This is a genomic window from Paenibacillus sp. (assembly GCF_048976745.1).
Lineage (GTDB): Bacteria > Bacillota > Bacilli > Paenibacillales > Paenibacillaceae > Paenibacillus.
Genome location: NZ_JBHGUU010000023.1, coordinates 295,641 through 316,947, shown reverse-complemented (window position 1 = coordinate 316,947; position 21,307 = coordinate 295,641). Strand labels below are relative to the sequence as shown.

The 21,307-nt window shown below is 47.8% G+C and carries 19 protein-coding genes; 1 reads left to right on the top strand and 18 read right to left on the bottom strand.

Annotated elements, in window-relative coordinates:
• Nucleotides 1-323 precede the first annotated feature (323 nt).
• The 17 genes from ACE3K2_RS25850 to lspA form a co-directional block, all read right to left on the bottom strand.
• On the bottom strand, nucleotides 324-1,250 hold the full coding sequence (locus ACE3K2_RS25850; protein ID WP_421896879.1) for an Rpn family recombination-promoting nuclease/putative transposase: 927 nt from the start codon (nucleotides 1,248-1,250) through the stop codon (nucleotides 324-326).
• Between the two features lie 196 nt (nucleotides 1,251-1,446).
• Entirely contained in the window at nucleotides 1,447-2,094 is a 648-nt protein-coding gene (locus ACE3K2_RS25845) for a helix-turn-helix transcriptional regulator (RefSeq protein WP_338589118.1), read from the bottom strand.
• Nucleotides 2,095-2,106: 12 nt separating this feature from the next.
• Nucleotides 2,107-2,994, bottom strand: a complete 888-nt coding sequence (locus tag ACE3K2_RS25840) for a rhodanese-related sulfurtransferase (protein ID WP_421896803.1) — start codon at nucleotides 2,992-2,994, stop codon at nucleotides 2,107-2,109.
• 240 nt (nucleotides 2,995-3,234) lie between these two features.
• A complete protein-coding gene (locus ACE3K2_RS25835) occupies nucleotides 3,235-4,344 on the bottom strand; it encodes a TolB family protein (protein ID WP_421896800.1) in 1,110 nt (369 codons plus the stop codon).
• A 58-nt stretch (nucleotides 4,345-4,402) separates the two neighbouring features.
• Nucleotides 4,403-5,917 (bottom strand): ATP-binding protein, encoded by a 1,515-nt coding sequence (locus tag ACE3K2_RS25830; RefSeq protein ID WP_421896797.1) that lies wholly within the window; start codon nucleotides 5,915-5,917, stop codon nucleotides 4,403-4,405.
• Nucleotides 5,914-6,624 carry a response regulator transcription factor gene (locus tag ACE3K2_RS25825; protein ID WP_421896794.1) on the bottom strand — a complete coding sequence of 237 codons (711 nt, stop codon included), beginning with the start codon at nucleotides 6,622-6,624 and terminating at the stop codon, nucleotides 5,914-5,916. Before ACE3K2_RS25825 ends, ACE3K2_RS25830 begins: the two co-directional genes overlap by 4 nt.
• A gap of 252 nt (nucleotides 6,625-6,876) precedes the next feature.
• Entirely contained in the window at nucleotides 6,877-7,794 is a 918-nt protein-coding gene (locus ACE3K2_RS25820) for a helix-turn-helix transcriptional regulator (RefSeq protein ID WP_421896876.1), read from the bottom strand.
• A gap of 193 nt (nucleotides 7,795-7,987) precedes the next feature.
• On the bottom strand, nucleotides 7,988-9,397 hold the full coding sequence (locus ACE3K2_RS25815) for an MATE family efflux transporter (protein ID WP_421896791.1): 1,410 nt from the start codon (nucleotides 9,395-9,397) through the stop codon (nucleotides 7,988-7,990).
• A gap of 242 nt (nucleotides 9,398-9,639) precedes the next feature.
• On the bottom strand, nucleotides 9,640-10,503 hold the full coding sequence (locus ACE3K2_RS25810; RefSeq protein ID WP_421896874.1) for a carbohydrate ABC transporter permease: 864 nt from the start codon (nucleotides 10,501-10,503) through the stop codon (nucleotides 9,640-9,642).
• 48 nt (nucleotides 10,504-10,551) lie between these two features.
• On the bottom strand, nucleotides 10,552-11,433 hold the full coding sequence (locus tag ACE3K2_RS25805; protein ID WP_421896788.1) for a carbohydrate ABC transporter permease: 882 nt from the start codon (nucleotides 11,431-11,433) through the stop codon (nucleotides 10,552-10,554).
• Between the two features lie 38 nt (nucleotides 11,434-11,471).
• Nucleotides 11,472-12,791 (bottom strand): extracellular solute-binding protein, encoded by a 1,320-nt coding sequence (locus tag ACE3K2_RS25800; RefSeq protein ID WP_421896785.1) that lies wholly within the window; start codon nucleotides 12,789-12,791, stop codon nucleotides 11,472-11,474.
• Between the two features lie 114 nt (nucleotides 12,792-12,905).
• Complete coding sequence (locus tag ACE3K2_RS25795; RefSeq protein WP_421896782.1) at nucleotides 12,906-13,700, bottom strand: response regulator transcription factor; 795 nt, start codon at nucleotides 13,698-13,700, stop codon at nucleotides 12,906-12,908.
• Nucleotides 13,669-15,462 carry a cache domain-containing sensor histidine kinase gene (locus ACE3K2_RS25790; protein WP_421896779.1) on the bottom strand — a complete coding sequence of 598 codons (1,794 nt, stop codon included), beginning with the start codon at nucleotides 15,460-15,462 and terminating at the stop codon, nucleotides 13,669-13,671. The genes ACE3K2_RS25795 and ACE3K2_RS25790 overlap by 32 nt, the downstream gene beginning before the upstream one ends.
• A 373-nt stretch (nucleotides 15,463-15,835) precedes the next feature.
• Entirely contained in the window at nucleotides 15,836-16,663 is an 828-nt protein-coding gene (locus tag ACE3K2_RS25785) for a carbohydrate ABC transporter permease (RefSeq protein WP_133386229.1), read from the bottom strand.
• Nucleotides 16,663-17,529: a carbohydrate ABC transporter permease gene (locus ACE3K2_RS25780; protein ID WP_036606633.1), complete on the bottom strand. Its 867-nt coding sequence runs from the start codon at nucleotides 17,527-17,529 to the stop codon at nucleotides 16,663-16,665. Before ACE3K2_RS25780 ends, ACE3K2_RS25785 begins: the two co-directional genes overlap by 1 nt.
• Nucleotides 17,530-17,553: 24 nt before the next feature.
• The gene (locus ACE3K2_RS25775; RefSeq protein ID WP_421896871.1) at nucleotides 17,554-18,744 is read right to left on the bottom strand and encodes an ABC transporter substrate-binding protein; all 1,191 of its coding nucleotides are present in this window, start codon (nucleotides 18,742-18,744) and stop codon (nucleotides 17,554-17,556) included.
• A 309-nt stretch (nucleotides 18,745-19,053) separates the two neighbouring features.
• The gene (lspA, locus tag ACE3K2_RS25770; protein ID WP_421896775.1) at nucleotides 19,054-19,545 is read right to left on the bottom strand and encodes a signal peptidase II; all 492 of its coding nucleotides are present in this window, start codon (nucleotides 19,543-19,545) and stop codon (nucleotides 19,054-19,056) included.
• Between the two features lie 178 nt (nucleotides 19,546-19,723).
• Between lspA and ACE3K2_RS25765 the strand changes: the two genes are divergently transcribed.
• On the top strand, nucleotides 19,724-20,251 hold the full coding sequence (locus ACE3K2_RS25765) for a heme-degrading domain-containing protein (RefSeq protein WP_421896772.1): 528 nt from the start codon (nucleotides 19,724-19,726) through the stop codon (nucleotides 20,249-20,251).
• A gap of 75 nt (nucleotides 20,252-20,326) precedes the next feature.
• Here the strand turns inward: ACE3K2_RS25765 and ACE3K2_RS25760 are convergent, their stop codons facing one another.
• Complete coding sequence (locus ACE3K2_RS25760) at nucleotides 20,327-21,274, bottom strand: nucleoside hydrolase (RefSeq protein WP_421896769.1); 948 nt, start codon at nucleotides 21,272-21,274, stop codon at nucleotides 20,327-20,329.
• Between the last annotated feature and the right edge of the window lie 33 nt (nucleotides 21,275-21,307).

Below are 21,307 nucleotides of genomic sequence, written 5' to 3'. Positions count from 1 at the left end.
AGAACCCCTCTCCATCTTATAAAATGTGGTTACCCTTATCGAATTCCATTGACACGATAGGGCGGGACAAAACGAACGCTTCAACGCATTGTTGCTTTGATCGACAAAAGCAGACAAATATAGACTTTTCTCATGCGACTGAAGTCCATGACCCGTGTTGGTGATTTATTGTTCCCCTAATATTAAGGGGCGTCCCGATATCCGTCAATGGTTGAACCGCTTCCAATTTACTTCCATCGGTTGATTGTGATAGAAAACATTACATAAGGTCAAAAAAGGCAACCCACATGTTATGCGAGTAGCCTAATATAGATAGCTTATTTTTATTTTTCTTCCTGGATTGCTTTCAGTTCAGCAGAGGTTAGTCCCGTCACTTTGACAATGGTCTCTTGATCAAGACCTAAGGTGAGCATATTCATTGCAATTTTCCGCTTGCTCTCAGCTTCACCTTCTTTGATTCCCTCTTTGATCCCTTCTTTAATTCCTTCTTTAATTCCTTTTTGAATTCCTTCCTCCATGCCTTTCTTGAGACCCTCTTCTCGTGCCCCCTCAATCATGGAAGCTTCGTCCCACAGAAATTTCTGACGGTCGATATATCGTTGACGTGCTTGCTCATCCTGGCTCAGAAACTCTAATACACTCATGGCTTTTTTCAAAGCCGGTTCCGGTTCGTGCATCATTAACGCCTCCCAGCTTGATTTAGTCATTCCTTTCAGAAATAACAGCCAACGCACCAATCCATCCTTCATTTGAATATTTGCATCATTTAGCTTTGGTATTTCCATAAAATGAATCTCTATAACATCCGTCAACGGAATATTGGTATGGTCTTCTCTTAAATGAAATACGTTGTGGTACTGGTCATTAGCGAGCATTTTGAAATTAACAATGTTAATCGCGACGCATTTTTTGAGTTGACTATATCTCTGTCCTTCAAGTAATTGTCCAGAATATTGTTTACCCCAATAGAACAAAGTCCTCTTCTCTAAATCATACTGATTAAACAACTGCATTTCAACATTAATTAGCTCACCTTCGTCTGTTTTGGCCCGTATGTCCAGAATGGACTGTTTATCCCTCGGAGTATCCTTGTCCAGATAAGGATTGATCAGTACAATCTCAGTCAGTAAAGATTCACCTGCATTTTTGAAGGTATGATTCAGGAAAGCCAGAAGAACATCCTTATTCTCTTCACTCCCAAAGATTCGTTTGAACACATAATCGTTCTTGGGATCAAGCAACTCTGTCATCATTATTCACTCCTACGCGCAAAATGAACAGGATATATCTGCTGAAGTATCAGCAAATATAAGGATGCGAACATTCACTGGATGTTAACTCCATTATAACACGCATCACCACATAGAAATAGCGTATATACGTAATTAATTATCCAAAAAAGAGACTATTTCGACGAATCGAAACAATCTCTCGTGTATAAACCAGTTAATTCCCCGACGCTTCGCGAATCTCATACTTGCATCTTTTGCCGCCATCGGCGTAACATTCGGTACGCTCCACTTCAGCTTGAAGAAGCGAGCGGAACAGATCCAATTCACAGCGGCAAGCCTGCTTGTAGACACTTGCGACTTGCACAATCGGGCAGTTCATTTCCGTAATAACGTAGGTTCCATCTTCTTCTCTTGACGCATCCGCCATATATCCGTTGGCATTCTGGATTCGCGCGAGTTCCTCCACCCGTCCGGCCAGATCCTGGCCTTCCATCTGGGGCAACCCGCTGCGAAGCAGCTTGTCCCGGCGACTCTCGAACAATGCATCCACCACACCGCTCCCGGCTGAGTCAGACAATTCTTCAAGCAGTTCCAGCGTAAGGGACGAATATGATTTTGGGAAAAAGCTGTCCCCGCGTACCGTCAATTGGTACACCGAGGATGGACGTCCAGCCGTAGCCCGGGCCTCCCGAACTTCGATCCAGCCGTCCTGCTCCAGTGCTGTCAGATGACGGCGAATGGCCATGCCGGTCAGACCCAGATCAGCTGTCATTTCCCTCGCGGTCAATGTACCTTGCTGCTTCAGCATGAACAAAATCCGTTCACGCGTCGTTCGTTCCTCTTCGCGCTTCACGATCAGCACCTGCTCTCCTGCTTATGCGTGTACCGGTGTTGCCTCCCGGCAGGCATCCGAGCAAAAGCGGTTATGCGTCTCTTCGCAATCCTCACAGCTTACGTGCTGCAGGTTGCAGGTTGGACAATTAATATATCGGTCATGTGTCGTTCCACAGTGATAACAGCTGGCAATGACAATATCCTCGTCTGTCCGGTTAATCGGCACAGAGATTCGCTCGTCAAACACGTAACACTTGCCATCAAACAGATGGCCTTGTACTTCCGGATCTTTACCGTACGTGACAATACCGCCGTCCAATTGAGCCACGTCCTGGAATCCTTCATTGATCATGAAGCCAGTCAGCTTCTCGCAGCGAATGCCGCCAGTGCAGTAGGTAATAATGGTTTTGTCCTTCATATCACCCAGATTCTCCCGAATCCACTCCGGAAACTCACGGAACGACTCCACATCTGGACGGATAGCCCCGCGGAAATGGCCGATTTCGTATTCGTAATCATTGCGACCATCGATAACGATGACATCATCACGTTGCAGATGCTCATGGAACTCTTTTGGTGAAAGGCGTTTGCCGCTAATCACATTTGGATCAAGGTCTTCATCCACGCGGAACGTAACCAGCTCTGCTTTGTGACGAACAAAGATTTTTTTGAAAGCATGCTCTTCCACATCATCTATCTTGAACACCATATCGCTGAACAGCGGGTTCGCATGCATGTCTTTCATATACTGTTCCGTCTGTTCTGGCGTTCCGGATACCGTGCCGTTAATGCCTTCGGATGCGATCAGAATACGGCCTTTCACACCGAGGTCCTTACAATATTGCAGATGCTCTTGTGTAAACGTCTCGGGGTCTTCAATCTTCACGAACTTATAATATAAAAGCACGCGGTACGCGCTGTTACACATGTATATCACCTGTTCCTATTCCATGTTGTTATGAGCCGGATCATCCGGCAAGCTGACTACGTTGCACCCTTACTTGTAAAAAGAAAAGAAACAGCCGCCCGAAACTTCGTCTCGAACTGCTGTCTGACATTCGACTTTTATTCCTGCATTCTAGTTTATCGGAAGCGGAATAGCTTAGTCAATATAAATGTATAGAAAGGGATGAAAGATATGGAACATATTCTTTCCGCAACAACCATCCTATTCCGAGATCGTAATGACCGAGGTCACAAAGTGATAAGACTCATTCTCCAATATGGCCTGTGATAACAGGATCTTATTACCTGCCGGGCTCCAGGCGAGTGGGTCAGAAGCGTTGTCCATATCCGCCGAGATCTGGAACTGCTCAGCCGACTCCGTATTGGAGACAAACAGCCCTTTCTCATTATCATTCTCAGAATTGATGGTGTATGCAATCTTGGAATCATCACCCGACCAGCTTGTGCCGAAGATCTGCGTACCTCTGGCGAGTGTGGCCTTTTCATTACCTTCCAGATCGGTGAGCACCAGCGCCCGTTTGGTATCTGCCGTTCTTTTCACAATCGCAAGCCTAGTTCCATCATTGGAAGGGATCACCCACTCCACACTTTTCAGCACCTGTTTCACGTCACCCGTCTTCACGTCGTATGCATTCAACTGACCGTCTTCGCCTGTAATATAATAGAGCATATTGCCTGACACTTTGATACTCCGCACATTGAAATTGCCTGTCTCGACCAGCACCTTCGTTGTACCATCCACACTTGCCGAGATCAGATCACCCTTCATATTGGGAAAAACAACATGTTCATTATCCAGCCATGCACCCTCTTGGATGAAGCCATCCTCCTTACCAGCGGGGATTGTCTCCCCGTTATGCAGGTTCAGAAAATAACCTTTACCTGTTGTTTCTTCCGGCTCCCGATAGAACAGGTACTGACCATCTGGTGACACCAGGGGTGCCCCCAGGCTGACTTCACTTTCCTTGAGCGGCGTGTCCGTACCTTTGGTTAGATCATACATATATAAGTTATGCGGGTACCTTTCCTCGCCCTCAACGGTGACTGGTTTCAAGGACTTGTTCTCCTTGTCGGATACAATCCATTCGTCACTTAGCCAGGCAATTCCGCGCATATTCGGTAATTTATCGATTTTCTCCAGCTTAAAGCTCTGGTACACGGATGTGTTGGGATTATCTTTTACTGTAATATCGGTGCCTGTTTTCCCGCCTTGTACGTTGTCCCCTGGCTCTGTTGTTCCCCCACATGCTGCTGTTGTTAACAGGACGATGGCCCCAACCGTACCCAAAGCTGCTTGTTTCCAATTCATCATGGTCCCCCCTGGTTTCTCTTGTTATAAGACCAAGCATACACACGGCATACTTCCAAAGTTATTCAGACTTGTTTCGAACTTGTAAACTTGCATCAGCCAAAGGAAATACGAGTTGGAATGTCACACCTTCTCCGTTCTGAGAATCGCCGATACTGTTTGGCAGTAACGTGATCGTACCGCCCTGTTTTTCAACAAACTGCTTCACGAGAGATAGCCCCAGTCCAGTTCCGCCGGTTTTTCTGGCTCTGTCTTTGTTCACGGTATAAAAAGGTTCAAAAATCTTCTCCTGCGCCTCTGCCGGAATCGGCGTACCCGAATTATAGATGCGAATGACCGCTTGACGCTCCTGCATCCGCAGTTCGCTCTTTACCCGGATCACACCATCCGGAACGTTATATTTGATGGCATTATCCAGCATGTTGATGAAAATATGCATCAGACTCTCCCGATCACTGCGGATCACCGCAGGTTCAAGATCCAGTTCCATGTTCAGCGCGAACTTCTCGGCTTTCCCACGCATCCGGCCACAGGCATCCTCCAGCAGAGCACTGACCTCAACATCTTCGGCCTGGTTCTCGAAGTCGTACTTCTCCAGAGCAGATAAATGCAGTACTTTCTCCACCATCTCGTATAGCCGCTCTGTTTCTTTGCCAATGTTACTCGTGGCATCATCAAGCAGTTGCGGATCATCCTTATACATGTCGAGCAACTCCACATAAGCTTTGATCGACGTTAGTGGTGTCTTGAACTCATGGCTGATGTTACCGATATATTGTTTCTGCTGCTGTTCCAGTGCCTGCAGCTTCTCTATCGCCAGTTGCAGCTTCTGCTGCTCCGCATGCATGGCTGTGATGTTTTGCTGAATGGATGTACTCATATAATAAATGCCCTGCCCCAGCTCTCCCAATTCATCCTTGCGCCTTACAGGAGACTCCGTAATGTAGTTCCCTTCCCGAATGGAATCTGCGGACCTCTTCAGCCGGGTAATCGCAACGGCAAACCGATTGTAGAACAGATAACCTAATATGAAGCTTAGCGCCACAACGGTAATTCCGGCCCAGAGGAACAATTGAAGAATGCGAGTATAGAATTCATGGTAACTCTGGACAGGATATTGTATCCATACCGCGCCCATCTGTCCATCCGGACCATCCAGTGGTGCCGCATAGAGCAGGGTCTCGCCCTGCTCATGATAGGCTATTTTATTTTGCAGCGCATAGTCTAGCGTTTCCTGGACGAGTTCACTCTCGCCGGAGGCGAAGGATGCTCCCACCTGTTGGCCTGTCATGTTATAGAGTGCTATTGGCAATCCGGTAGAGTTGGCCAGTTCCTGTGCCAGCCTGCGACCATTTCGCTGTAAAAAAACGTCCTGATCCAGATGAACGGACTCGGTGTAGTAGGACTGTCTCACATTCAGATTCACCAGCCGTGTCTGCTGCGATAGAATTCCCTCGATCTGTGACTGCTGATTGCGTTCAATACCGCGCAGCACAAGAGAGCTGAGCACCACCACGGTCAGGATAAGCAGGGCTGCCAGAAAAACACTGAACTTCAGCTTGATGCTGACTCTCATATGGCCCCGCCTGGTTCAGGTGCAGAGGCTTTGTAGCCAATCCCATAGACGGTCTGCAATTTTTGCTGATCCGTATCTCCGATTTTTTTGCGCAAACGTTGGATGTGAATGTCCACGGTTCGTGTCCCCCCTGCATATTCCATGCCCCAGACCCGATCCAGCAGATCGTCTCGCGTGTACACACGTTCGGGATTGGACATCAGAATGGTCAGCAGGTCGAACTCTTTCGGTGTCAGATCCAGCTTCTCCTCATTCACGATCACCGTGCGGTGAGCAACATGAATACGGAGTGTGCCATTCAAGATGGCCTGATTCTTCGAATCATCCGGTGGTGGAGTGCTCTTCTCGACACGGCGCATGAGCGCTTTCACCCTTGCGAGCAGTTCACGGATCTCGAATGGCTTGGTCATGTAATCATCGGCGCCCATTTCCAGGCCAACGATCTTGTCCACGATATCATTTTTGACGGTTAGCAAAATAATGCCGATATCCTCCCGCTCTTCCAGCCTCCGGCATACGCCGTACCCATCAAGTCTTGGCATCATGACGTCCAGAATCATGACCTGCGGATGAAACGATGCAACCTTGACCAAGGCCTCTTCACCGTCACTCGCAGTCTCTACTTCATATCCTTCGCGCCGCAGCGCGTAAGCAATGGCACTGACGATACTTGATTCGTCATCCACCACGAGCACTTTTTTATTCATGGGATTCATCCTCTTTATCTATGTCATAAGTTAGTTTATGGATTTATGTTAGCAAGGTCCGTGAGAATTAGCTATGAATGAGTTTGCAATTTGTATGAGAGACTTGCATCCTCTCAGCTTGGACTTTGCTCTACTTTCTTTATACCCCAAAGGCAACAAAAAGAGCCAACCCATAATTGGATCAGCCCTTCATCTATAGATTCCCAATTCGTGTTACTGTTTAAGTCAGCCGTTTAAGTCCCTCTTCTGCATTTACTCCTCAAATGACAGATTCATCGGCTCGTCCGACATCTCGTACTCTGTCTCCATATGCGTCAGCGGTGTGTTCAGATCAACCTCTTCGAAGCGGAAACTGTCGACCCACACTTTTCCTTTGCCGTTCAAAATTACCCCGAACGAAATGACCGCGCTGCCCTCCGGCACATCTAGCACAATGTTGTATTGATTCCATTGCTGGGTACCTGTAATTGGCCGATCGTGCATGTTATCAAATTGAAGTACATCATGAACGTTATTATCCACACGCATCCATAATCCGCAGAACGCCTCCACACGCTCGGTCTTCACAAATCCCGATAACTTCATCCGCTTCCCTACATACTTGTCCGCTCTGAACTGTTGCATCATCGTTGCGAACTCGTTAGGCTCCATCGGCGTAACTGCCTTCAAATATCCTGAAGCTTTCCCCTGATGCACTTCGGCAGGATCAATGCCCATCTCATAATTTTGCGGATGACTTCCGGTTAACATCCAACCTGTAATCGTTGACGTCTGATTCATCTGTACTTCTCCTCCTCTGGTTCTTCCTTCGAATAATTTCAGATCGAACAATTTGCGGAAACGTCCTGGTGGCATGCCATAACATTTGCGAAATGCACGAGTGAAGGCTTCCTGACTTTCAAATCCACATGCCAGGGAAATGTCCAGAATGCCTGCATCCGTGGATCGCAGGGCTGTGGATGCCAGACTCATCCGTCGGTTCCGGATATAATCCACCACAGTCATACCCACCTCATTGCGGAAAACCCGATGATAATGATAGGGTGACAACAACGCCTCGGATGCCACTTCTTCCAGCCCGATCTCTTCATGCAGATGAGTCTCAATATAGAACAAACTTTGCTGAATCATTGCACGGTAACGGCTCAACTGAGGTAAGCCCCCTTCCATATCCTTACTATACGTGAATGATGTAACCGCCGTTTTGATCATTTCTGCTATCTTTATTTCTGCTTACCTCTGCTGGAGAAACAAAAAGAGCCAATCACGGATGGAATCCTTTCCGTAATTGACTCTTCTGGGAAACCGCTGCCCTATGGCTACTGTAAAGCCACTTTGTACAGCAGGTTGATTTATCTATTTGTCAGACAGCCGGTACCGGCTGTGCACCAACCTCTTCGTCATCATGCTCCACCAGTTCATGTTTCTCCCAAGCTCTGCTCTTCCAGCGGAAGAACATAATAACCGCGCGGGTCCACTCATCAGCCGCAATGGCAAGCCACACCCCAGTGAGGCCCAGATGAAGCTGGAATATAAGCAGGTACCCCAGTGGCAGACTCATGCAGACCATGGAGATCAGCCCCATGTATACCGGGAACTTTGCATCCCCTGCCGCACGCAGGGAACCAATGATCACAATGTTGCAGGTACGTCCGGTTTCGAGCAAAAGACTGAGTAAAATCACTTGAGCCCCCAGCTTGATAATTTCCGGATTATCCGTAAATATGCTCATCAGCGGCACACGGAAAAAAATGATGATGACATCAATGATAACCGTGGCCAGAAGGGCCCATTTTACACTGTCAAAAACACGTTTGTACGCATCGTCTTTGCGCCGCGCACCCACAAGCCGGCCTACAATGATCGATGTCCCCATCCCAATCGCCATGCTGAACAAGTAGATATAGCTGGAGATATTCCCCGCATACTGCTTGGTTGCCATGGCTTCTGCGCCCAGATAGGTCACATACAGTGTGAACACGAGCTGGCAGGAATGATACACCATGGATTCCATCGCAGAGGGAATGCCAATCCGCAGAATTTTGCCAATAAAATGTTTGGACAATTTAATGTAGTATTCGAAATCCACCCGTACCTCGCTCACACGATACAACAACCAGAAGAAGATCAGCAGGCAGATAAAACGACTTCCTACCGTGGAGATGGCTGCACCTTCCACCCCTAGCTTCGGCAGTCCGAAGTGACCAAAGATCAGTGCATAGTTACCAACCACGTGAATGACATTCATGAATACAGCAACATACATCGTTTCTTTGGTATAACCATGTGTACGAATCGTCGCAGCCAGCGCATTAATGAGTGCCTGGAGGAAGATCCCGCCACCGACGATATTTATATACGAACGGGCAAAATCATAAATTTCGCCTTGAATATTCAAGAGTGATAACAAATGTCCTCCGAACAGAAGGAAGATTCCGCTCAGGACCAGCCCCACAATAAGGTTCAGTGTAATGGCATTACCTGTAACCTGTGCTGCTTCACTTAACTTTTTCGATCCAATATATTGTGCCACTACAATTGCAGCACCATGTCCAATGACTTCCAGTACAAGGATAGCGATAGAGATAATCTGATTGGCTGCTCCAACGCCGGAGACCGCGTTATCGGATACCGAGCTGAGCATGAGCGTATCCACGCTCCCCATCAACATAAATAAGAAGAGTTCCAGGAAAATAGGCCATGTCAGTCGAATCAGATTCAGATCCTTGGCATCAGAACGAAGGGACTCTTTGGTTGAGGATATTGCTGTCATTTTCTCACCTTTCCCATGTGGGCTTTAATTCTTAGGGTATGTTAGCACAGGTAGTTTGAAAATGCAGTAGTTTTGCGAAAATAGTTGAAAGTTTTTTGCAATTCCATAAATAGGTATTTTCAGCGTTTTCATCAAGTCCTGCTTCCGTACGCCTGCCAGAGGTTTTAGAAGACCAAAAAGGCCCCTCCCAACTCGCTTTTAAGCAAGTATTGGAAGGGCCTTAAATCTTCAGCCTTAAACCTCTAACCTTTAACCGAACCCGCAGCAATTCCCTCTACAATTCGATTACTCAGGATGAGAAAAGCAATCAGGATCGGCATAATGCTGATCATCAGCGTCGCTCCAATGGCTCCCCAATCCGTTGTATATTGACCGATAAAGTTCTGTACCCCAACGGTCAGGGTCTTGTACGAATCGGTACTGATGAACGTATTCACAAAGATGAACTCATTCCAGTTATAGATCATGTTGATGATCGCTGTTGTGGAAATGACCGAAGACGTCATCGGCAGCACAATCCGAAAGAAAATCCGATGCACGGAGCAACCATCCATCACAGCGGCCTCTTCCACTTCCCGAGGAAGCGCGTAGTAGAATCCGAGTAGAATCATAATGGTAATTGGCATATTAAACGCAATGTAAGACAAGATGACTGACATTGGATGATCTGTGAGATGAAGCTTCAGGAACAAGCTGAACAGCGGAATCAACGTGGAGTGCACAGGGATCATGAGACCCACCATGAATAACCCCAATACCAGCGAACGACCCTTCCAGCGCATACGTGTAATGGCAAAGGTCACCAGACTGGCAAACAGCACGGTGAACACCACCGAGACTACCGTAATCCATACACTGTTGAAGAAGTATAAGCTGATATTTCCCTCTGTCCATACCTTGACATAGTTTTCCCAACGCGGGGTAGCAGGAAGGGAAAAAGGCGCCATGTCGAATACTTCCTGATTATTTTTAAGCGAGAATAACATTAGCCATACCAAGGGCAAAATTTGCAGCAAAGCGACCAGGGACAAGAGGAAATACAGCAGAACATATCCGAATCTCCTTAACCATGCCGAACCTCGGCCTGTCCCCGGGTAAGTTGGCAATCTAACGGCCGTATCTGTCTTCACCGGGATGGACCTCCTTTCATTTCGTCAGGAATACTGGATCGTGTCTTTGGATGCTGTTGCCTTACGAAGCAGCCAGGTAACGAGCAGACAGATCAAGAGCAGGAAGAAACCTACAGCACTGCCGTAACCAAAGTCGAAGCTACGGAACGCCTGACGATACATATAGGAGGCCATCACTTCGCTGGAGCCATTCGGTCCGCCATCGGTCATCACGTAGATGAGATCAAAATACTTGAGTGAGCCTACCACAGCCAGTACAACGGTCACCTTGATGACTTCTGTAATCAGCGGCAGCTTGATTCGAAAAGCGATCTGCCAAGGGCTGGCCCCGTCAATCCGGGCCGCTTCCACCAGGGATTCCGGAATATTTTTGAGCGCCGCATAATAGATCAAAATATAAAAACCTGCATACTGCCACAGAATCGGCACGAACAATGCGTACAGCACCAGGGATGGCTCCGCCAGCCACGCTGGCGGATTGCTGAAGCCGATCGCTTCCAGAAAGGTGTTTAGCACACCATTGCTGGGATGATAGATCTTCAGCCATAACTGGGCGATCGCGACCGAAGACAGCAGCATCGGGATCAAATATATTTTACGGAACAGATTGGCGCCCTTGATCTTGCCTGACAGTACCAAAGCAATCATCAGATAACCAATCAGACTGAGTGCCGAGAACAAAGCTAGCAAAAAAGTATGACTCGCACTCTGCCAGAATGTTCCGTCCTGAAGCAGTCTGGCGTAGTTATCCAATCCAATAAAGGTCATTGCACCGATCCCGTCCCATTGCATCAAACCATAATACCCGGTAAGCACGATCGGGATGTAAACCAAGATCAGCAGCAGAAGCAGTGCAGGAAGCACGTACATCGCAGCAACGAGACGGTTGGACATGACTTTGTCCATCACATTATCCTCCCTTCAAGCGTTCAAGCGTGTGTACGTCAATTGCCTTTATCAATGGCAGCCTGATGATTCTTCACAAAGTCCTCAGGTGTCACCGCTTTGCCAAACAACGCCTGAATCATATCCAGATGAGCCTGAGCGGCTGCCGGTTTCATCTGCACGTCTGCAAAGAGTGTGAGACTGCTCGCCTGATTCAATTCGTTCAACAGGTCAATGTAGAGCTGTGGCAGCTGTACTGTAGCCGTATCCACTTTGGTAGCGGGAATGACGCCTGCTTCAGTCACCGAACTCTCACCCCATTTTTCCACAAAGTATTGCACGAACTTCTGCGCTTCTTCCTTCACTTTGGAGTTTTGAGCCACGAACAGTCCTACCCCTGGACCACCGACCCAGCTGTTAATGTCGCTCTTGCCGCCTTCCATCGTTGGGAATTTGAAAAATCCGATCTTGTCCTTGAATTCCTGCGGGATGTCCGGGTTGGTCGTGAAGTTCGGCAGCTCCCAGGTGCCCATCAGATACATGGCAGCCTTTTCATTCATGAATTCGGATTTGCCCTCATCGTTGGACAACCCGTTGAAGCCTTTGTTAAAGGCATTCATATCCACCAGCTTTTGCACCTCGGCAGCAGCTTGAGTCAGCGCAGGATCATCAAACTTGCCGGAGCCATTGATGGCCTTTTCCAGTGCATCTCCACCTAAACGATTCGCCAGATACATATACCAGAGTGATCCCGTCCAACGGTCTTTATTGCCCAGTGCGATCGGCACTTCACCGTTCTCTGTCAGTGTCTTCAGCACACTCAGGAATTCATCGTACGTTGCTGGCGGCTGCAAGTTATATTTCGCAAAAATGGCTTTGTTATAATAAATGGGGGAGATATTCAACTCAATGGGCAGCGCATATGTTTTTCCATCTATCGCATAGGCTTCGGTTGTTCCAGCGATAAACTTCTCACCCAGCGAGTCGCTGAGCAGATCATCGAGCGGTGCAAACAGATTGCCCTTCACATACGGCTCCAGAAACCCAGCAGCCCAAGTTACCCCCACATCGGGAAGCTCATTGGATGCAGACAGGATTTTCAGCTTATTCTTGTACTGTTCATTCTCCAGCACTTCCTGCTTGATGGTCACATTCGGATGATCCGTCTGATACTGCTTGATGATATCGTTGACCAATTTGTTTTGCTGTGCGGAACTGCCCGCTGGCCAGAGGTGCATGAATTTGAGGGTTACTTTCCCATCTGTGCCGCTGTTGCCCGCTTCACCCTCTTGATCCGAACCTGAACTGTTACATCCGGATAAAATTACGGCGAAAACCAGCGTCCATGACAGAAGCATGGCCATCGTCTTTTTGCTCATTATCCCAACCCCCTTGGTTTTTTCGGTTAATGTAACCGCTTTAACCAAATTGTAGCATGAGCATCCCGTCCCCATAAGACTAGGATTATTTGGTAAAACTCCACTATTTTGAGGTTATTTGTTACCCCGTACGGTTAAGGAATGACGATATTTGCTTGGGCTAAGTCCCTCCAGACTTTTAAATACCGTGATAAAATACTTATCCGTCTGATAACCCACCTGTTCCGCAATTTCCGAGATCGGCATGGTCGTCTGCACAAGCAACTCCTTCGCGCGCTGAATGCGTTTGCGGGTAAGGTATTCACTAAAGTTGATGCCGATCTGTTCCTTGAACAACACACTGAAATAACTGGAGTTTAGATGGAGTAAATCAGCGATTTCACGCATGGTCACATGTTCACCCAGATGCGTATCCACATAGGTCAAAGCTTCACTGATCTGGCTATTGAGCCTCTGCTCCCCGCGCTCCTTAACATCCAGCAACTTGGGGTCCACCAGTTCCTGCATCGTTTGAATACGCCGCTGTTGTTCGCTGAACTTCAAGGCTTTTTCGACGGTCTGCAACAGCTGTTCCTTATCAATCGGTTTCAACATATACTCCACGACACCCAACTTAATGGCCTGTTGGGCATACTGAAAATCGGCATGTCCTGACATAATCAGCACAACAGGCTTGTTCGAAAAATGCTGTATGGCTTCGATCAGAGACAACCCGGAGATTTCCGGCATGCGAACGTCTGTTATCAACAGATCTGCTGGCTGTTTCCTGAGCCACTCCACGGCCTGAGCACCACTTTCCGCAGTCCGGATGTGATTTCGTCCTGCCGACCACCCCTCCAGTGTCTTGCGAATACCCTCTCTGGTACGCGGCTCATCATCAACAATAAGAATCGTTTTGTCCTGAATCATATGCACCCTCCGTTCCCATGGGAATCTCAAAGCAAATGACGGTCCCTTCCCCAACCTTACTTGTTAAGGAGAGCTTGCACCGTTCGCCAAGTTGGCTGCCAAAGTAGAGCTTCAGCCGTCGATGTACGTTAATCAGACCTACGCCTGACCCCTTGTTGGATACAGCGGGACCACCATGTAAAGCATGAATGACAGATTGAAGCCGTAATTCATCCATACCGGGGCCATCATCCCGAACCTCAATACGAACCAGATTTTTCTCGGTCGAAGCATCCACATGCATGCTTATCTTTCCCGGTCCCAGTTTACTTTCAATGCCATGGAGAATCGCATTTTCCACCAAGGGCTGTATAAGCAGTTTCGGAATGGGGACCTTACGAACCACATCGCTCAGCTGAATCTCCCATTGCATTCGATCTCCCAACCGCATCTGCATAATTCGAAGATAACGCTCTGCGTGTTCCAGCTCGTCGGCGATCGTAACCCATTCATCCTGCTGCGAACTGGAGATCGTGTAGCGGAATAATCGGGACATCGCCACAACCATACGTGCCATCTCCTCGTCTCCCTTTTCCTCAAGAGACCAATAGAACGCCTCCAGTGTGTTGAATAGAAAATGGGGATTAATCTGAGACTGCAACGCCTTCAGCTCGGCCCGCGACTGCATGACTTCCTTCTCATGAACCACACGGGTCAATTCGTTCTGCCTGTAGACCATCTGGTTATACACGTCGTTAAGTTCATTGATCTCCATCGTAGAGCTGACCATTAGATTGGGCCTCATTGCTCCCGGCTGTGCACTGCGCATGGCCCGCATTAGGCGTATGAGTGGACGTGTAATCATCGTGGACAGGAAGAAGGACATGATAAGGAACAGAACAACACCGATCATTCCCGAGACGAGCAGCGCCGTCCTTAAAATGGATACACCTTCCGTTGTCTCCCCTAGCGGGGTCAGGACAGCAAGTGTCCATCCCGTTAACTCCGATTTTTGCCGAACGACGATATAGGATTCCTCCCCGTTCTGGACGACAGATCCGCTATCCAATATGGCTTTTGGATCAAGATTAATCTCCAGATCGGAAGTCACCACTTCGCCTTCCCCATCCAAGAGCATGATGGAGTCCTGCGAACCATCTGCCCCATTCAGATCATTGAGTTGAAAGAAACTGCGCTGCATCCGCACCACAATATAGCCTCCATGCTCAAAAGAATGTTCCAGCAGGTTAATGCGTCGAATGGCCAGAAGCACTCCCGGGTCTTCAGGATCATCACCTGCCCACACCAGTCTGCCTTTTCCTTCATCCGCCTTGGTTATCCAGCTGCGTTCCACTCGAAGATCGAGGGATCGGTCATCCATGGGGAAGATGCGATGGTAACCGGTTGTGTAAATCTCCATACTTTGCGCACCATTGATAAAAGACTGATAACTGCCTGCAATCTGCAAGAGGGCCTGACGCTGATTAAAGGTTGCCGGGTTGCCTTGCTTTTCATCACTAAGCAGGCGTTGCACATATGAATCATCCGCCACCTGGGCGGTCAGCGAATTCACTTGGGCAATGAGTGCATCCAATCTGCCACTGGCTTGGACGGCAGTTTGATGAATATGTTTCTCTGCATTGCTTTTCAGCAGAGCAGCTACCCGATCATAAGCCGATATGCCTGCGAGCAGCAGAACAACGAGCATCACCATAACGAAACCAATGAAGATCTGATTGCGAAGTGAGTTAAAATGTCCTTTTTTCCCGTGCAACTTCCCCATTCTCCTCTCCTTTTGCATGTAAAAGAATCCACCACCTTACGCCCGTGCTCTTGAAGACTGGGTACAAACGATGCCGGATTTATCTACGTATTCAGTTCTTTTCGTTAAAGCGCTTGCAAAATTGAACCTTAATCTTCTTCTCTTCTAGTCTTTGTTTACCGATTAAACTAACGACTAAAAAATAGCATAGATTTACAGGTTAATCAATCCTCCCGATTGTTCCCACACATCAAATGACAAGGAGCAAAAAAAGAAAGGGGACTTGTAAAGTCCACCTCTCTTTGTTCATATCCCTTCACACCTATTCTTTTCTTCAATCACATCTATTCTATCCTTCAATCACATCTATTCTATCCTTCAATCAAATCTCCAGTTATTTCACAGATCCTTGCGTAACCCCGTTGATGATCCACTTCTGTGCGAACAGGTAGATGATAATCATCGGCAGCAGCGCGAGCAGGTAGGATGCGAATGCCAGGTTAAACTCTGTATTGAACTGTCCTTGGAATACATACTGTACCAGCGGCAGCGTGTACTGCCCCGGATCACTGATAATAATGAGTGGCAGCAAGAAGTCGTTGTACGTCGACAGACAGGTCAGAATACCAACCGTGGCACTGATGGGTGCCATCAGCGGGAAAATGATTTTCCAGAACGTGCCCCAGGTTGTCGCTCCATCCACAAAAGCCGCTTCCTCCAGCGCTACCGGAATGGACCTGATGTATCCAACGTATACAAATACGTTAAAGGCAAGACCATAGACCGTGTGCAGCAGGATCAGACCTACCAGATTTGTCATCTCCAGGGATGCGGTCAGCTTAACAATCGGCAGCATGATGATCGGGAACGGAATGAACATCGCGCTGACAAAGTAATAATACAGCCCTTTGAAAAACTTGCGTTTCTCCATGTTCCGCGCAATGGCATAAGCCACCATCGAGTTACTGAGCAACGTCAAAAGCACGGTTGATGCAGTGACAATCGCACTGTTACGGAACGACTGGAAGAAGTTTGTCATGTCGATAGCCCTCGCAAAATTCTCCCAGTGAAGCGTTGTCGGAATGGCAAAGACCGATTGGGCCATCTGCTCCGGATTTTTCAAAGCAATCGTAACGGTCATATACAGGGGGAACAGGATAAACAAGGTACCCAGCACAACAAGCAGCATAACGAGCCAATTGATTCGTGTACGGCCTCTCATTACAGATCCATCTCCCTTCTTTGCAGGAACCGGATTTGCAGAATTGAAATCACCGCAATAACGATGAAGTAAATAACCGAGTTCGCAGATTGATATGCATATTCGCCGCCTTCAAATCCTCCGGTGTAGATCAGATGGGAGATGGACTGCGTCGCCCGTCCGGGACCACCGTTGGTCAAGGCTACGATTTGGTCGAAGACCATCAGCGAGTTTTTCATCGCCAGCACCATATTAATGGTGAAGAACGGTGCAATAAGCGGAAAGGTAATGCTCCAGAATTCACGCCATTTGCCTGCACCATCGAGGTTGGATGCCTCGTATAGTGTCGTTGGTATCGTTTGCAGACCAGCCAAATACAGAATCGTATTCAAGGCCACGGATTGCCAGACGGCAACAATGACGATACCGATCCAGGCCAGACTTTCGCTGCCAAGTATGTTCGTAGATAGTGCGTTGATGCCCAGATTTTGTCCCCAGATCGGGAATACGTTGGAGAACAGGTAGTTAAATATGTAACCTACAATCAACACACTCAGAATATTGGGCAGAAAGTAGATGCCGCGGAAAAAGTTACGGAACTTGATCTTGGCATTCAGCCCGAGTGCAATGAGCAGGCTCAGAATATTCGTCAGGATCGTCACAACGATCGCAAATTTGAACGTAAACCAGTAGGCGTTACCTACATTGTCATCCTGGAACAGATTGAAATAGTTTTTGAAGCCAACAAAATCATACTCTTTCCCGAATCCGTTATAATTCGTAAATGAATAATAGATGCCCTGGAGGGCCGGCAGTGTCATAAATACGAAGAACAATACTACCGCCGGAACCGTCATCCAGTAATAAGGTGCGATACGTTTGTTCATGTTCCATCCTCCTTCAGACAAGACTTAGCGCCGATTGGCTACCTTGTCCCATTCTTTGTCGAGTGTATCTAGATAGTTGTCGATGTTTTGGTTCTGCAAAAAGGACTGTACGATGGAATTCAGCTGCACGGCAGCCGGAATATAGTGATCGGCAAAGTCAATGACCTTCCCCTGCTCGATATATGGCATTAATTCCTGTACGGCAGGGTCATCCTGCTTCACGTCTTCTACCGCAGAGAACAGCGTCTGTTCGTCAATGTATCTTCCGATATTCTCAGGCTCCAACAGAAACGCTATAAACGTCTCTGCCTGCTCGCGATTAGGCGTGTCTGCCGCAATGGTAAACAGGGAGTCGATCCCGTTCACCAGTTTGATCTTGCTTGCATCGTTGCCCGTTGGGAAGGGGAAGAAACCGATGTCTACATTTGGGTTCGCTTTGCGAATCTCCGAGATGGCCCAGGTTCCCTGGATGTACATGAAAGCTTCACCGTTAGCGAAGGCACGGTTACCGTCCGAATAAGCTTTACCAAAGTTATCGCTGTGACCATACTTCATGAGCTCCAGCTGCTTCTCAGCCACCTCGCGGTATTTCTCCTTGAACGTCACTTTGTTATCACGCCGCTCCTGATAGAAATCAATACCGACCAGGTTGGAGGCCAAGGCATTGAACGGCAGGCTTGTCTGCCAGTCATCCTTGTATGTGAAGTAAAATGGAATCTCACCTGCATCTTTAATCTTTTGGGCGGTTGCGATAAGTTCATCCCACGTCTTGGGCACGTCCAATCCCATTTCCTTAAACAGCGTTTTATTGTACATGATGCCGTTGGCATTAGTCGCATAAGGAATTCCTGTCACTTCGTCCATACCTGTGAGATCGTTGAGCATTTGTATGTAGTTTGGATCAATCGTCTGGAGTAATGAACTATCCGTCAGATCGGTGAAAATATCACTCTGGGCCAGGATTGAATACGTATCCGTTGCACCCATGGCCATAATATCAGGGATATCATTTTTGACAACACGTGTCTTCAATACGGTCTCCGCATCTGGCGGATTCACCTGTGTCACCTGAATATCGTCATGCTCGGCATTAAACGTTTTGATCAATTCATCAAAGGTTGTTTTGGCTTCAGGTTTGTTCTGGAAAAATTCAATCTGCACTTTGCCATTCGCGCTATCTCCACTGGTACAGGAAGATAGAAGTACAGCCATCATTCCACATAGCAACATTGTCCCGAGAGCCTTGGTAAGCGTTGTTCTCATGTTGTACCTCCCTCAGCTTTATACGTAAAGATTTACCCGTTCAAAAGGTGAAATAACCAGTTGGTTAATCCTTCCATCCACTCATACTATGAGCGTTGACTATACAGGTCTTTATTAGTTCTAAAACGGTTTCGGTAAAATTGAATCAAGGCAGTTCTTCCCATGGGCCGAAATTGGCGTAAAAAAAAGGACACTGGATGATATCCAATGTCCTCAGTTATTAAGCGTATATTCAGCGACTGTAAACCTTTTATCCATCTGTTACGGACGCTCAACTTTGGGCAAAGTATTACGCAACCGCTTGGCCCGGTAACTCTGAAATGCTCGAATCAACATGCCGATGATGATCATGACCACGCCGATGTTAATTGCGACATCAGCGAGATTCAGGATACCTCGTCCTGACGGAAACACGAGGAAATCCGTTACCCGGGCATAGATAAATCGATCGATCGCATTGCCTAACGCCCCGCCAACCATAAAACCTGCGCCAGCTTGCATCCAGAAACCACGAATCTCCCCTTTACTCCGGTAATACAGCATGCCCGCGATGAACAGAACGGCAATCACACCGAACAGACGCGCATTCCCCTGAAACATGCTGCCCGCCATGCCACTGTTCTCATAATGCTGTAACTGCATGCCCGAGTCACCCAGTCTCATGACGTCGCCAACTTCCATATACATCCTCACTGCAATCTTGGTTCCCTGATCCACCAAAGTCACCAGCAGTGCTACAAAATAAAACAGCATCGTGCTTCTCCTCCTGCCTACTTGGCCATTACTTATTTTAACTTTAAGAGTTTTGTATATTAGGTTTCCTTCACTTTAACACAGCCGATGTACGGTCTCCAAATGAGCGCTCTTTAACCACACCTGTAACATCCACTAACATCGTCCAGTCCGCATTGGGGAGGTACTAAACCTATTCATGTCGAATGTAGACATCAATCATATATGTAAAGGGGCTGCCTGTAATTTGAACCTGACCATGACCGAAAGATTAAAGGAAATGCAGCAGGAAGAAAAGGACTTGGTATTTGGCACATTTGATTCTGAAACGGCGCTTAACCTTGGCCTGCATCTGGTAGAAGAAGCGAAGCGTCGTTCCCAAGCTGTTACCATCGACATCACCCTGAAGGGACATCGTCTCTTTTTGCACGCCATGGAAGGCACGCATCCTGACAACGAAGACTGGATTCGACGCAAGAACAACGTGGTGAATCAGTTCTCCTCCAGCTCATGGCATACGGCTCTGCGCTTGAGAAGCGAAAACCAGACGCTTGAACAGGATTTTAATCTGCGTTCATCGGACTATGTCCTGGCTGGTGGCGCTTTCCCGCTTATTCTGGAAAATGAGGGACAGGTCGGCACCATTACAATATCGGGTCTGCCTGATGAAGAAGACCATGATCTGGTCACGACCGGTATTCGCTCGTTTTTGTTGCAGCAAGAGTAGGTTAAATGCGCAAAAAAATCCGTACCTGGGATAGGCACGGATTTTCTTCTTTTTCCTGTAGTTAAATTCCTGCATTTACTGGATCGCTGAGAGAACATCCAGCAGCATCGATTTGAACTTTGGCCGATCAATGGCCTCACAGACACGTACATTCGGCTCTTTGCCAAAACGTCCGTTGATATCCACCACACTGTATCCACGTGTTAGTTCTCCTGCTGCTTCCACATCCACATAATATTGACCCGACTTGGTCATAACGGATTCATCTGCCGCAACAGCCATTAACAACGTATCCGGATGAGTGGTGCCATTGAGCTTATGTACCGACTTGTTGAACTGCATAACCACTTTGTTGATTGCAGTGAAGAAATCGGCACCGGATGTACCGAGAGCCGCAATCTCTGCATGATCGTCATCATCCATCACTGAATATTGCGTGCACATCTCCCAGCCAACCATCGTGATCGGAATGCCTGCATGCAGTACAACTTTCGCTGCTTCCGGGTCCACGTAGAAGTTATACTCTGCCGCTGGTGTGATATTACCCAGTGCATTATTCGTTCCGCCCATGATGTACAGGTGAGCAATCTCCGGAATAATCGTGGGGTCTTTCTGGATCGCCATCGCAATATTGGTCAGCGGGGCAATTGCCAGCAGTTCAATTTCACCGGGATGTGCGTGCACCTTCTCAATGATAAAATCAACCGCGTGCCCGCTCTCGGGACGCTGATCCGCCTTCGGGAAATGTGCGCCGCCCATGCCGTCATCGCCATGTACGTCTTCCACTGTACGGTGCTGAGCTTTACCGTAAGCCATTAGCGGTCGCTCGCATCCTTTATACACAGGTACCTTGCCGCCATGTCCAGCAACCTGTACCGTGTACAGGGCATTTTCAACCTCCTGGTCGAATTGTACGTTACCGCCCGTAATCGTAATGCCTTCCACCTGAAAGTGGTGCAATGCGGTCAGGATCGCAATTGTATCGTCTCCTGCTGTATCTGTATCGATGATGACTCTTCTCATGATGCCGCGCTCCTTCTATCGTATGATAGTAAA